10 protein-coding genes and 2 pseudogenes are annotated in these 13,695 nt (G+C 58.6%); 4 read left to right on the plus strand and 8 right to left on the minus strand.

What is annotated here, in order from left to right; all coding sequences use genetic code 11:
- Positions 1-204: 204 nt before the first annotated feature.
- From HMPREF2565_RS09325 to HMPREF2565_RS09355, 7 genes are all read right to left on the minus strand, one after another.
- Positions 205-960, minus strand: a complete 756-nt coding sequence (locus tag HMPREF2565_RS09325; RefSeq protein WP_071407221.1) for an iron ABC transporter ATP-binding protein — start codon at positions 958-960, stop codon at positions 205-207.
- On the minus strand, positions 957-2,015 hold the full coding sequence (locus HMPREF2565_RS09330) for an iron chelate uptake ABC transporter family permease subunit (protein WP_371441013.1): 1,059 nt from the start codon (positions 2,013-2,015) through the stop codon (positions 957-959). Before HMPREF2565_RS09330 ends, HMPREF2565_RS09325 begins: the two co-directional genes overlap by 4 nt.
- Positions 2,012-3,007 (minus strand): ABC transporter permease, encoded by a 996-nt coding sequence (locus HMPREF2565_RS09335; RefSeq protein WP_369799710.1) that lies wholly within the window; start codon positions 3,005-3,007, stop codon positions 2,012-2,014. The genes HMPREF2565_RS09330 and HMPREF2565_RS09335 overlap by 4 nt, the downstream gene beginning before the upstream one ends.
- Before the next feature lie 41 nt (positions 3,008-3,048).
- Positions 3,049-4,080, minus strand: a complete 1,032-nt coding sequence (locus HMPREF2565_RS09340) for a siderophore ABC transporter substrate-binding protein (RefSeq protein ID WP_070680337.1) — start codon at positions 4,078-4,080, stop codon at positions 3,049-3,051.
- 174 nt (positions 4,081-4,254) lie between these two features.
- Positions 4,255-5,610 carry a M20 family metallopeptidase gene (locus HMPREF2565_RS09345; RefSeq protein ID WP_071407223.1) on the minus strand — a complete coding sequence of 452 codons (1,356 nt, stop codon included), beginning with the start codon at positions 5,608-5,610 and terminating at the stop codon, positions 4,255-4,257.
- 4 nt (positions 5,611-5,614) lie between these two features.
- Positions 5,615-7,285 carry an AbgT family transporter gene (locus tag HMPREF2565_RS09350; RefSeq protein ID WP_049156302.1) on the minus strand — a complete coding sequence of 557 codons (1,671 nt, stop codon included), beginning with the start codon at positions 7,283-7,285 and terminating at the stop codon, positions 5,615-5,617.
- Positions 7,286-7,449: 164 nt separating this feature from the next.
- On the minus strand, positions 7,450-8,070 hold the full coding sequence (locus tag HMPREF2565_RS09355; RefSeq protein ID WP_049156299.1) for a DJ-1/PfpI family protein: 621 nt from the start codon (positions 8,068-8,070) through the stop codon (positions 7,450-7,452).
- Positions 8,071-9,075: 1,005 nt separating this feature from the next.
- Here HMPREF2565_RS09355 and HMPREF2565_RS13960 point away from each other — a divergent pair.
- The 4 genes and pseudogenes from HMPREF2565_RS13960 to HMPREF2565_RS09375 form a co-directional block, all read left to right on the plus strand.
- Positions 9,076-9,234 carry a hypothetical protein gene (locus HMPREF2565_RS13960; protein WP_158010535.1) on the plus strand — a complete coding sequence of 53 codons (159 nt, stop codon included), beginning with the start codon at positions 9,076-9,078 and terminating at the stop codon, positions 9,232-9,234.
- Positions 9,225-9,887: pseudogene (locus HMPREF2565_RS09365) on the plus strand (MFS transporter); the annotation flags it as partial. The gene HMPREF2565_RS13960 and the pseudogene HMPREF2565_RS09365, both read left to right, overlap by 10 nt.
- On the plus strand, positions 9,884-10,474 hold the full coding sequence (gene deoC, locus HMPREF2565_RS09370; RefSeq protein WP_071407224.1) for a deoxyribose-phosphate aldolase: 591 nt from the start codon (positions 9,884-9,886) through the stop codon (positions 10,472-10,474). The pseudogene HMPREF2565_RS09365 and the gene deoC, both read left to right, overlap by 4 nt.
- Positions 10,475-10,534: 60 nt before the next feature.
- Positions 10,535-11,542 (plus strand): annotated as a pseudogene (locus tag HMPREF2565_RS09375) (phospho-sugar mutase); the annotation flags it as partial.
- A 128-nt stretch (positions 11,543-11,670) separates the two neighbouring features.
- Here HMPREF2565_RS09375 and HMPREF2565_RS09380 read toward each other — a convergent pair.
- A complete protein-coding gene (locus tag HMPREF2565_RS09380) occupies positions 11,671-13,527 on the minus strand; it encodes a siderophore-interacting protein (RefSeq protein ID WP_049156228.1) in 1,857 nt (618 codons plus the stop codon).
- Positions 13,528-13,695 lie beyond the last annotated feature (168 nt).

The following is a 13,695-nucleotide window of genomic DNA, read 5'->3' on the forward strand; positions in this document are numbered from 1 at the left end:
CCAACAAGCTCAACCAAAGTCAAACCCGCCGAACAAACATTGCCCGAACATCTACCACCAGTTAACCTCCCGGCTATCTCGCGGCGACTTCGATAAATATACGCACACCCCCAACAAACAACAAATCCCCAGGTAGACGCATCTTTTGATGCTCGTCCTGGGGCAGTTCTCTGGCTATCGGGCAGTCCACCTGAATGCTAATAGCTAGTGGTAACAGGCCAACAGCCCGTCCGGGCCATCGATAACAGTGATGGGGGTTTCGAAGATAGGAGTAAGAATCTCATCGCGCATGATCTCGTCCGGGCTTCCGAAGGAAACGATGCTCCCGTCCTTGGCCGCACAAATATAGTCGGCATAACGAGCAGCAAAGTTGATGTCATGGAGGACGATGATGATCGTCCGGCCAAATTCCTTGGCGGCCTTCCGCAAATGCTTCATCATCTCCACGGAGTGGGAGATGTCGAGGTTGTTGAGGGGTTCGTCGAGAAGCACGTAATCCGTCTCTTGGCAGAGCACCATCGCCACGTAGGCGCGCTGGCGCTGGCCGCCGGACAGCTCATCGAGGTAACGGTTCTCCAATTCACGCAAGTGGAAGAAATCAATGTAGCGCGAGACTATCTCTTCATCTTCCGCAGTCAGACGCCCCTTCGAGTAAGGGAAACGGCCGAAGCTCACCAGCTGGCGCACGGTCAGCTTGGTAATGAAGTGGTTTTCTTGGCGCAGGATGGAGAGGATCTTTGCCAGATCCTGCGATTTCGTGGAAGCGACGTCGTAGCCGGCGACCTCGATGGTGCCCTCGTCGACGTCGAGAAGCCGGCCAATCATCGTGAGCATCGTAGATTTGCCCGCGCCATTCGGACCGATGAGGGCCGTGATGCCACCGGAGGGAATTTCCAAATCGATGGGACCGATGTTGGTCTCGCCGGAGTAGGACTTCGAAACATTGGAAAGCTTGATCACAGCTTGCCCTTTCGCAGAATGACCAGAAGGAAGACGCTGCCGCCCACCAACTCAATGATGATGGAGACCACGCCCTGTGCATAAAAGACGTGCTCCATCAGGAAGTAGGCGCCGGTGAGTACGGCGAAGGCAGTGGCAATAGCCATCGGGAAGAGGAAACGGTGGTCATAGGTCTCCGCCGCCTGGTAGGCCAGGGTTGCAACAAGGAAGCCGAGGAAGGTCATGGGCCCTACAAGCGCGGTGCTTGTCGCCATAAGAATGGAGACCAAAATCAGCGTGTAGATTGCATTGACCTTGTGGTTAACACCAAGGTTCGTCGCGGCATCGCGTCCTAGCGCAAGCACGTTAAGCTGCCGGGAGTTCAGGTACATCAGCAGCGTCACCGCGACGACCAACGGTACCGCGATGGGATAGTACTCGCTCTCCGCGTTGTTTACGGAACCAAAGAGCCGCGCGGTGAGCACGTCGAATTCACTGGGCGTGAGCATGCGCTGCATAAACGTCGAGAGCGAACCCAGGCCACCACCGATAATGATGCCCACGAGCAGCATCGCATGCATATTGTTGCGGCGGCTGGTCAGCAGCCACGAGTACAGCAAGAGGGATAGGCCCACCATGAGTACAAGCTGAAGAAGGAAGGTCCCCATGTTGCGGGCCTGAGTAAGGCCGGAGGCGCCAAGGAAAAAGATCGTGGCTGTATTAATCGCGACGTACAGGGATTCAAACCCCATGATGGAGGGAGTAAGGATCCGGTTGTTCGTCACCGTATGGAAAGCCACCGTGGCCACGGCCTGGCATACGGCGACGATGGCCATGGCCGTTACTGCATCAGCGCGGCGACGCGCGATCAACCACCACTTGCGAGTACCAAAATCCATGGGGTTGTCATAGGCCAAGAGCCCGAAGGCGAAAACCAGCCCGGCAACGATCAAGGCTGCAAGGATGATCCAGTACTTTCGCGCCGCAGCAGCAGACTGGAAGCTGCCCACGTTTCGCCGGGCACGTGACGTTTGCACAGGTTCCTTCGTCTTAGGGATAGAGATACGTACGCTCACTTGGTCGACCTCACGATCAAGACGACGAACACGATAGCACCCACAATGCCCAGGATGACTGATACGGGCATTTCAAACGGGGAAATAATGGTGCGGCCGATGAGGTCGCATAAGGTCACCGTGGCGATACCGAGCAGGCAGACCCACGGGAGGTTAGAGCGCAGGTCGTCGCCGCGCATCATGCTCACTACGTTGGGAACGATGAGCCCAAGGAACGGCAATGCGCCGACAACGACGGTGACTACACCCGTCGCCACCGCGATGAGCCCAGTGCCCAGCAGAATCATCCGCTGGTAGTTCAACCCAATATTGGTGGCGATATCCTCACCCAGCCCAGCGACGGTGAGCTTGTCAGCGTAGAAATACACCGCCATCAGAACCAGCAGGACGATCCACAGGACCTCGTATTGCCCCTCATAGACAGAGGTAAAGGATCCCATGAACCAGATTCCGAGCTGCTGCAAGGTATCCGTGGCTAGCGCCACATAGGAGGATACGGCACTAACGACAGCGCCCAGCATGATGCCGATGATCGGCACGATGAGTGAGGAGCGCAACGCCACGCGGCGAAGGAAAGCGAAGAAGACCATGGTTCCCACAAACGCGAAGGAAACCGAAATGACCATTTTCACCAGCACGGATGAGTGCGGGAAAAGGATAAGCGAAAAGAGCAGACCCAATCCGGCCCACTCGGTGGTTCCCGTCGTCGTGGGTTCCACGAAACGGTTTTGGGTCAGCAACTGCATGACCAAACCGCTCATCGCCATCGCAGCGCCCGCCAAGACGAGCGCCACGGTACGCGGTACGCGGGTGGTGAAGAACATGGACCAGCCGTCCTCATTATCGAGGATGCTGTACTCCCCCACCATGAGGGAAAGGAGGAGCAGCGCGATGACGCCGAGTACGCCGAGGCCCAGCTTCCAGGTCAGCACAGGTCCGCGGGAGTTGCGCGGGCTGACAGCTGAGTGCTCGGCCGCAGCGCTGCTCTTCACCGTCACGGTTTAGTCTCCTCCTTGGCTGCCGAGAGAGTTGTTTAGGCGTTGGCCTTCTCGAAGGCGTCGGCAAGCGCGTTCAAGATCTCGGTGTAGGTAATGATGGACTCATCAATGTAGGTGTCATTCGGCGCCACGTAAACGTTGCCTTCCTTCACAGCGGTAACGTTCTTGAGCGCCGCGTTGTCCTTGACCAGCTTCTCGCCCGGCGTGACATCCTGGCCTTCCTTGGAGATAGCGGAGTCACGGTCCATGACGAGGATCCAATCCGGGTTGGATTCGGCAATGGCCTCAACGGAGATATCGTCGCCCTCGTGGTCATCGGAGGCGTTGGACACCTCCAGGGCCGGGGTCAGGCCAAGCAGCTCAAAGACCGGGCCGTACACACGCCCGATGCCGGGAGCGATGTAGCCGATTTCACCGCCAGAGGTGTTCACAGCCATGACCTTCTGCTCTGGGTTGTAGGCCTTCTTAGCACGCTCAGCAGCGGCGTCGAAATCCTCGATGAGCTTCGCAGCATCCTCTTCATGGCCGAAAACCTGGCCCAGAGCCTCAGTGTGGCGCTTGAGCTCGTCGAAGAAGTCTTCGTCATCGCGCGGCTCGAAGTCAAGCACTGGGACATCCTCGAGCAGCTTCTCAATATCCTCTTGGTGCTGCTCGAAGCGCTGGCCGTTCCACACGGCGTCCGGCTCTGCAGCTACCAGACCTTCAAGGTCCGGCTCCTTGTGGGAGCCCAGATCAACCTCGACCGTGTCCTCGTTGTAGGTGTCACGCAAGGACTTCGGCACCAGCCTCAGCGGTGCGGCAGCAAGGTCGATATCCCACTGCGCCAGGACAGAGAAGGCGCGGTTATCCGTCACCGCAGGGTTCTCCACCGGGAGGGTGACTTCCTTCGAGCCGAAGTTATCCTCCAGGGTGATGGTGGAGGCACCTGCCGCCGCGGATTCGGTCGGCTCAGCGGTCTCCTCAGACTGGCTGGAAGAGCAGCCGGTGAGAGCAAGCGCTGCGACCGAGAGAGTTGCGGCAACTTTGGCGGCGGTCGTGCGCGAGGCACGGCGAGAAAGGTTAAACATAGCTTCCTTGCATATTAGGTGTGGCTAACCACAGTTGGCAAATAAGGACAGCGCCTAACCTAACTCAAGTAACGCTTACCTTTCAAGCACGCTTATGTTTCCTAATTCACGACGGGGGTAGCAGACCACCACCTGCCACCCCGTGACATGCCTTTTAGAACAAAATATTTACGCTTAGCCTTCCCCCTTCTCCGCGATGAGATCACTCACCGACACTGGCCCTTCCCTATCAAAATCCTCCTGCGCCGCGCGGCGGAAATCCGGATCCGCCAAGAAATCGAGGGCAACCTGTGCCACACCTGCCGCCGAATCAACGGCCGCATCTACCGCCTGCAGCGTGGCAGCCCAGCGTGCAAAGTCCTCCGTGTGCAGGGCCACGTCGGTTGGCGATACCTTCACCATTGGATGCAGGCCGGGCACGAGGTGAGAGACATTGCCAAAGTCAGTCGAGGCGGCCACCGTATCCGGCACCGTCCCAGCGGGCAGCGCGGTGCGTCCGCGGCGCGCCTGCGTGGCCGACCACCGCTCCACCAGCGCCGCGTTGTTGCGCACGGGCAGGGTCATCGGGTGCTCATCCCAATCAACCTCCACCTCAACACCGGCCATGAGTGCAGCGCCCCGAACGATGTCTTCCACCCTGGCGGACAGATCCATGAGTGTGCGCGTCCCCAACGAGCGCACGTAAATAGTCATATCCGCCTCGCTCGGGATGATGGAGGGGCGATCGCCGCCGCTCATGATGGCGTGTACCCGATCCGAGGGCGGCATTTGCTGCCGCATCAGCCCAATCCCCTGGTAGGCCAGGCTCGCAGCATCAAGCGCATTGCGCCCCATGAAGGGTTGGGAGCTGGCATGCGCGGCCACGCCACGATAAGTCACGCGTAGGATGCGCCGACCCACCCAGGCATGCGCGCCAATGTCATAGCCAAAGCCATGGATCATCACCGCGGCATCCACGCCGTCGAGGCTGCCACCGCGGATCATGTATTCCTTGCCGGAATGACCTTCCTCCGCTGGGGTCCCCTGGAGGAGGATGCGGCCGGACATGGGAGGGGCGTCGTCCAGCACGGCAGTAGCCGCCAAGAATCCAGTAACGCCCGCCGCGGCAATGACGTTATGCCCGCACGCGTGCCCGATCTGGGGCAGGGCATCGTACTCCGCCAGGATGGCCACGGTGGGATGCCGTTCAGGGTCGAAATCTGCACTCTGCCACGAGGCCTCGAACGCGGTCTCCACGCCATAAACCCCGCGGCGCGTGGAGAAGCCGTGCTCTTCAACGAGGTCCGCCAGTACCGCCATGGAACGATGTTCTTCGAAGGCCGTTTCAGGGTGAGCGTGCAGGTCCGCGACGATGTGCGCGGCCTTCTCCCGCAAGGCCTCAGCCCGCGCGGCCGCCGCGTCCCAGAGCTTCGCTTGGCCTGGGTAGTCTTCTTCCTGTTTTTCCGGTGGTGCTGCAGACGCCACGCGCTTGGCGACGCCCTCCTCCATCGCTTCCAAATACGCTGTCGATGGATTGTTGCGTTGGTTCATGCGCTTAACCAATCATGACGTTGTTGCCCGGTCCCAGCGGAAGGTCCACGTAGAACCAGATGGCCAGCAAGATCGCCCACGCGGTAAAGAATGGGACCACGAAGGGCACGAGGCGCGACATCAGCGTTCCCAAGCCTGCCTCGCGTTCGTAGCGCTGGAGGAAGCCGAGCATGACGATCATGTACGGGTTGAGCGGGGTGATGATCTGGGTTGCGGAATCGCCGACGCGGAATGCGCCTTGGATGAAGGCCGGCTCATAGCCCAGCAGGGCAAACATGGGCACGAAGACCGCGGCCATGAGCGTCCACATCGAGGATCCGGAAATAATCAGCAGGTTCAGGCAGGACGCCAGAGCGATGAAGGCGAAAATAGCTGGGAAGCCAGTAAGCCCGATGGATTCGAGGAAGGCAGCACCCTTCACCGCGGTGAAGGTGCCGATACCGGTCCAAGAGAACAGTGCCACGAATTGGCCCAGGATGAAGGCCAAGATGAGGAAGCTCATCATGTCCTTGAGCGCGCCGATCATCATGTTCACAACATCGGTGATTCCCTTGACCGTGCCGACAACCTTGCCGTAGACCACGCCGAGGACCAAGAAATAGGCGAACACGATAAAGACGATGGAGTTTAGCAGCGGGGACTTGGGCAAGAAGCCGCCTTCTTCATTGCGCCACGGCGATTCTGGCAGAAGAACTGCGAAGAGAATGATGGCGGTGAGGATGACCGTGGCCACACCGGACCAGATGAGGCCCTTGGCCTCGGCTGGGCGCAGCTCAGCGGTGAGCTCCTCGCCGTTCTCGTCACGGTCGCCGCGCTCGGCGGCATCCTCGGGATCAATGTCTTCTTCGGTGGGAACCTCCTGCTTCCACATGCGCGGCTCGATCACCTTGTCGATGATGAAGCCGGCCAGCACACCGAGCACGATGGAAGAAGCCACGTTGAAGTAGTAATTCGACATGGCGTTAACCGGAGCGAACTCGGTATTCGGCAGGGTCTCCATAACCGCGGTCGTAATACCGGCAAAGAGCGCATCCAGGGAAGTGGGCACCAAGGCGGTCGAATAGCCAGCACCCACGGCGGCGAAGCCGCCGATCAGACCAGCCACCGGGTGACGGCCTGCGGCCTTGAAGACCATCGCGGCCAGCGGCGGGACGATAACGAAGGCGGCATCCGCCATGACGGAGGCGGTCACGCCGATAACGCCGACGGCGTACGGAAGCAGCCACGGCTTCGCGGAACCGAAGAGCTTGCGAATCAACGCAGAGAGCATTCCGGAGCGCTCTGCCACTCCCACTGCGAGCATGATGGGCAGCACCGTTACCAGCGGCGGGAAGTTGATGTAGTTCTCACCCATTGTGGTGGTGAACCACGTCAGCCCCTCACCGGTAAACAGGCCTTTCACCGGCTGGATCTCATCCGATCCGGGAATCTTAATCTCCACGCCCATCTTCGCCATGATGGTGGAGAGAACGCCTGTGATTAGGAAAAGAATCAGGAAGATGGTGAAGGGCTCCGGCAGCTTGTTGCCGATGTACTCGACACCATTGAGGAACTTATCCAGCATTCCCCCACTGGACTGTTGACTCGAATTTTGCTCAGCCTTGGCGGGATTTGCTTTCGACTTCTCCGTGGTACCAGCGCCGCCTTGTGGCGCTGCATTCGATGGGCTGTTCATGGGTACTCCTGTCGTAGGGGTCAGTCCCAGTGCTCCACGTCACACTGTTGAGGAAAGGCTACCACGCGTTTGTAACTTGAGTAACACCAAGCGTCGCTCCGCGTCACACTTTTCGTACAGCGGTACTACGTCCATCCCACCGGCTACCCCCATCTACCAGGGTTCTAAGGCACCAGTCCATTCAGCCGCGCGAAAGGATCCCACTCGCTGTCGCGGTGCGCATCATATTCCGCAAAGTTGGCAGCATTGATGGCAGCACTGTCTGATACGAGGTGCGCAATGAGCGCGACAGTCATATCCATCCCCGCCGCCACGCCTGAGGAGGTCCATCGATTGCGGTCGTGCACCCACCGCGCCTCCGGCCGCCAGGACACATCGCCCCCGAAGGACGTGGCCCAGCTAAAAGCACGCTTATTGCTTGTTGCGGCGTAGCCCTCCAAGAGCCCAGCCGCCGCCAGGACCGCAGAACCCGTACACACGGAGGCAACCACCGGCGCTTGCGCACCCACCTCACGAAGCCACGTCAGAAAAGATTCGTCTTCCACGAGCTTCCGGGTCCCCTTTCCTCCCGGGACGAGGAGAACGTCGGCCGGCTCAATCTGCCCATAAGAAATTGTCGGCACCACTTCCACGCCCTGCGAGCTAGCAACTGGCCCACTATCCGGTCCTGCGAAAACAACGGCGACATCAGGCACCGCTTGAAGCAGCTGGACGGGCCCGAAGACGTCGAGAAGCTCGAAGCCCTCAAACAAGACGACCGTGATGCGGAGAGATTCGGTATCCATGCGGCCATCCTAAAGCAGGCTGCAACGACACCGATATTGAACTACCTCCCCCGAGCATCCGTGAGCACACGTAATTGAAGCAAAACCGGATACAGATGGCCCACAACCCCGACAACAAGAAGAACTGTAGCCGCAAACAATCCGTCTGCCGCAGCGCACCATCCAGCGCTACATATATGGAGCAGCAATCCCCATACATGCCCAGCTGCCGACGCTCGCACCGGCCGAAGGGGGTTCGCCCCTTCACGCTTGGCGGACTCTTCTCTGCGCATCGCCAAAATCATGCCGTTCCATCCGATTCGCGTGAGCACAGCATTAAATAGCTCGACACCCCACCGACGGCTAGCAACGCGAGAAAAAGACACACGCCGCCACATCGAAACCGGAATATGGCGCTCCAGAGAATCTCCAACAAAGGGTGCGAGCCCGAACCCCAACAGAATAGCTGTAACTACGAACCCCTCGGAGTTCGCACCAGTTTCATTCGCCACGATATTCAGCCCTAGCACGGCCGCGATAGCCCCAGCGAAAGCGATCACTTCTACCCCCTTAGGGAACTCAAGAAAGCCTGCAAGCGGTTTCACGCATCTTCCCCTATTCAGAACCCCCTAGCGTTTCCCGCCAGACAGCTGTTACCCAAGCTTAGCCACCAAAACGGTCTCGATACAGCATTCCCCTCGGTGAACACTCATGCTATTTGTGGAGCCGTCGGGGCTTGATTCGGGGCTTTTGTGGGACTGGTGTGGGACTAGTGGGGTGTTTTGTGGGACTAATGCGGGACACGGGTGGCCCTACCTGCACGCACCGGACATGCGCCATTACTGCAGGCCAGGGATACAAAACGAGAAGAAGCCCCAGCTAGAACGTTATCTAGCTGGGGCTTTCCGGTGGAGCCGCCGGGGACTGAACCCCCACACCACAACACAGCAGGTCACAGGCGCAATTCAAGAAACAAGGACGGGAAAATTCCCTAATCCTTCCCTAATAGCACCAGGAAAGGCAACCATGACCACCCCACAAACCACCACCAACCCGGCACGCCGGAGTACCGGCACGCCACGCTTGCGGCACCTCATTCACCACATCGAACCACACGGAGTAATCCACACTCTATGCGGCCAACGCCTCTACAAGAATAAGGGTGCCACCACCGGGGCGTCGTAGGCTTCATCATCCACATCGGCCACGCCAAGCACCCCGTGGTCACCCCGGAGTTCTTTACTAACGGCCGCTATGTGTGGACCATCCTCATGGTCTTCTTCGTCTACTCCACCCAGATGGGCTTCATTTTCCTGCTGCCATTTGCCGCACATGACCTGCACGGCATGAACATCGATAAGACCTCCCTGCTGATGATCCCGGGCTATATTTGCGCCATCCTCATTGGTATTTTCTCCGGCAAGATCGGTGGCGTTTTGTCCTCTCGCGCCACCATCTACACCGCTTTCGCCCTTGTCGCCGGCGCGCTGGTGGCGGCCGCGCTCTTCGTGCAGCTTCACGTCGCCGTACTCATCCTGGCCATCGTGGCCTTTGCCTCCGGCTTTGCGCTTATGTACGCCCCGCTGGTCAATACCGCACTGCGCAATATCACCGCCACCAAGTCCGGCATCGCGATTGGCTTTTATAACCTGACCATCAATATCGCCATCCCACTGGGCATTGCCTATACGGCAAAGCTGCAGGACCTCACCAGCTATAACACCGTGCTGTGGATCCTCGCGGCAGTCGCCGCCATCGGTATTGCCCTGTACGTCGTCTCTGACCTCAAGATGGCCCGTTCCGAATCCCGCCTAACCCGCTCAGGAGAACAATTATGACTTCCCGCACCGACGTTGCTTCCATCATCGACCACACCCTGCTCAAGCCGGAGGCCACCCCGGAGCAGTTCCGCGCCTTGGTCAATAAGGCGGCCGAGCTGGGCACCTACTCCGTCTGCGTTTCCCCGTCCGCCCTGCCCATCGAGGTTTCAGAATCCATGCACATCGCCACCGTCGTGGGCTTTCCCTCCGGTGCCGTAAAGCCGGAGATTAAGGCCGCTGAGGCAGCCCGCGCGGTTGCTGATGGCGCCGAAGAGGTGGACATGGTCATCAATATCCCCCTGGCCATCGAGGGCCGCGCCGAGGATCTGCAGGCCGAAATCCAGGCCGTGCGCGATGCCATCCCTGGCAAGGTGCTCAAGGTCATCATCGAGTCTGCCGCGCTTTCCGACGACGCCATTGTCCTCGCCTGCAAGGCCGCCGCAGCCGCCCAGGCGGACTTTGTCAAGACTTCCACCGGTTTCCACCCCGCCGGCGGTGCGTCCACCCACGCGGTCACGCTCATGCGCGAGACCGTAGGCGACGCTCTCGGCGTTAAGGCATCCGGCGGCATCCGCAGCGGCAAGGATGCACTGGCAATGATCTAAGCCGGCGCTACCCGCCTGGGGCTGTCTTCCTCCGCCAAGATCCTCGAGGAGCTTTAAGCCATGCCCGCACACACGAACTTCGATGTCGACTACGCCCGCACCTGGGCCGAACACGATCCGGATGCGGACACCGCCCGCCAGGTACTGACGTGGATCGAGGAAGGCAATTCCGAAGAATTCGCCGCGGCCTTCGCTGGCCCCTTGAACTTCGGTACCGCGGGCCTGCGCGCCGCCGTGGGGGCGGGCGAAACCCGTATGAACCGCGCCGTGGTCATCCGCACCACCTACGGGCTTATCACCTGGCTCAACCAGCAGGTCGATGCTCCGGTCGTCGTCATTGGCTGCGATGCCCGCCACGGTTCCGCGCAGTTCCAGCGCGATGCCGCCCAGGTCATCTCCGCCGCCGGCGGTAAGGCCCTGGTTCTGCCTGCACAGAACCCGACCCCACTGACGGCTTTTACGGTTCGCTCCTTGGGCGCAGATGCCGGCATTATGGTCACCGCCTCCCACAACCCTCCAGCCGATAACGGCTACAAGGTGTACTTGGGCGGCCGCATCGCCACCGGCCCAGGCGAGGGCGTGCAGCTTATTTCTCCGGCAGACTCCGAAATTGCCGCCGCTATCGCTGCGGCTCCCTATGCCGACGAGGTTGCGCTTTCTTCTGAGCGCATCGAGGACGTCGATACCCGCGAGGACTATCTCGACCGCGCCGCCCAGCTAGTCGGTGACAATACCGATATCACCATCGCGCTGACCGCCATGCACGGCGTGGGGGCCGAGCTCGGCAAGGAACTGCTTTCCCGCTGTGGCTTCCGCGTCTCGCTGGTGCCCGAGCAGGCCGAACCCGACCCTGACCTCCCTACGGTGTCCTTCCCCAACCCGGAAGAACCCGGCGCCTTAGACCTTGGAATCAAGCACGCTGAGGAGATCGATGCCGATATCCATATCGCTTATGACCCAGATGCCGATCGCTGCGCCGCCGCCGTCCCCACGGCGGAAAACTCTTGGCGCCAACTAAGCGGCGACGAAACCGGTGCCCTCCTGGGCGATTACCGGCCCTCGGTTTCTCTTTCACAGGGACAGCAGCGGCTTTTATCCGGCATGAACCGCAGCATAGACACCGTGGTTCCTTCGGCATTTTTCTTTGACCTCAGCCAGGGTGTCGACTACACGATGGGAACCTCAGCAGTTCCTCTTTAGGATTTCGCCTCTGCCTCAAGAACGAAAAGGCGTTTACCCCAGCCAACAGCCGTGGTGGAGGCAATAAAAGCGCCGTTGTCAGCGACAGCAGCGTTGATGTCTTCCTGAGTCGGTATCTTGGTGCCGAACATGGAAAGCCTCACCATGTCCTCTTCATAGGAATGCTCATCTCCGCCTACCGTATCGATAACCTCGGTAAAGATATAAACCCGCCGGAACGTATCCTTACTTATTGCACGGTTTAATTGGTGAGCTACTTCCTCGCTACCAAAGACACCCCAGGGATCGATGAAAACTACATCAGTTGCCCACACATAGTCCACTTCAGTGGGATAAAAACCGCTTCCCTCGCCATTCGTCTCGCATCGTGCACGAGAGTTTACTGCGATTTCCTGTAGCACCGCTTCCGAGGAAGCATCACTGATAATACGGCTCTGGGCATGCTCCCATCGTCGGAGTATTTCATCTGCATATACCGCGCCTCCCTGGCCAATGATGAGAACGCGAGCGGTTTCATCTAAATACTGCTGTAGTGCCTTAGCTGCCGAAGGAGCAGTCCACCCAGCGCTCACATTCTTTTGCTCAAAGCGTTCGGCCACGAGTTGTGGGTCACGGCTAACATACTCTGACCACGGCAATCCCTTTTCCCCTTGAGGTGCTGACTCACCGGTACGAAGACTGTGCTCAAGTCGCATCAGCGCCATCGCCTCAAGATGCGCAGGCCCGCTTAACCAGCGCACCGCATTTGAATCTGGGTCCGCCAGTTCCATTCCCATTGCAGTCAACGTGAGGGCGTCCCCGCTGATTTCGACGAGTTGAAGAGCGGCCAAGTAACGGACAAATCTTCCCAAAGCCTCCTCGTGAAGTTCTGCCGCAACAGCAAGGGCAGGGACTGTGTTGGCACCCGCATCGATTTCTTGAAATAGTCCTAAACGTACTGCAGTGCGAAGCGCAAAGGCCGAGTTCAACTCAGCTAAATCATGGATATTATGCAAAACACTATTACTACTGCTCGATGCGTTTCCTTTGCCGTGTTTCGGGTTAGTACGCCGCCAGTAGCCCGTGATTTCTTGATGCTCAGGGGTAATTCCGGAAGCTTTAAACAAACGGCGCAGCGGTTTTAGCCGAGAAGCTTCCCCTGCCGCCCATACGTATCCTTCGCCATCAGGCAATAATGAAGGAGAAGTAGCTTCAAAAAGCGCCCTAGTCTTTTCCACGAAGTCCTCACCCCGTTCGCGTACCGCCCAGTGGACCTGTACTGAATCGGAAATGTCTAAGCTCTGAATATCAGCGCTCGTAGGAACCTCTATCACCGCAATCGCAGGGTGCCCGCACGGGAGTGATTCTACGCAGCGGCCAATTGCCGGGAGCGCAGTCTCATCTCCTGCCAAAAATAGCCAATCGGTATGCGTAGGTAACTGTGCACAAGACTTCGGACCTGCCACAAAAATGGCGTCACCTATTCGAGCGTTCTGTGACCAGTTTTCTGCTAGGCCCTCACCGTGGCGCGCGAAATCTATTGCTAACCGCTGGTTAGCAGCGTCAAAGTGGCGGACCGTGTATGTCCGGAATAGATTTTTGACAGCTTCTGGCCACAGTAGGTTGCCATCTTTTTGGGCGATTGGGTGCGGCCTTTCTCCAGTTTCCGGATCCGGGAAGATCAGCCGAACGTCGTCATCAAAACCATTGCTTAATAATGCAGGAACGGAAATACCATCGTGTTTGTGCTCCTGGAGCTGTTCCCCGCTAAGCGTAATACGCCGCATGGCTGGCGATATATCTTCGATGTTTTCCACATATAATTCCCGGTAAGAAATTGGATAAATTTCCCTGCTCCGGCTGTTCCTTGGCATATTTGAGACCATTCCCCTCTCGGTCTAGATGGCTTTTAATTCACTTTGTTCGATGGCCTATTTTCTTATTAATTTTTTGCTGGTGCTTTGAACGCCTCTCCCAGCGCCAAGCATTTTCCAGCTCACCTACATACCTTTAATGCAGTCATCGTGCTGCACCGATGGACG

The organism is Corynebacterium sp. HMSC072A04, from assembly GCF_001809235.1.
GTDB lineage: Bacteria > Actinomycetota > Actinomycetes > Mycobacteriales > Mycobacteriaceae > Corynebacterium > Corynebacterium hiratae.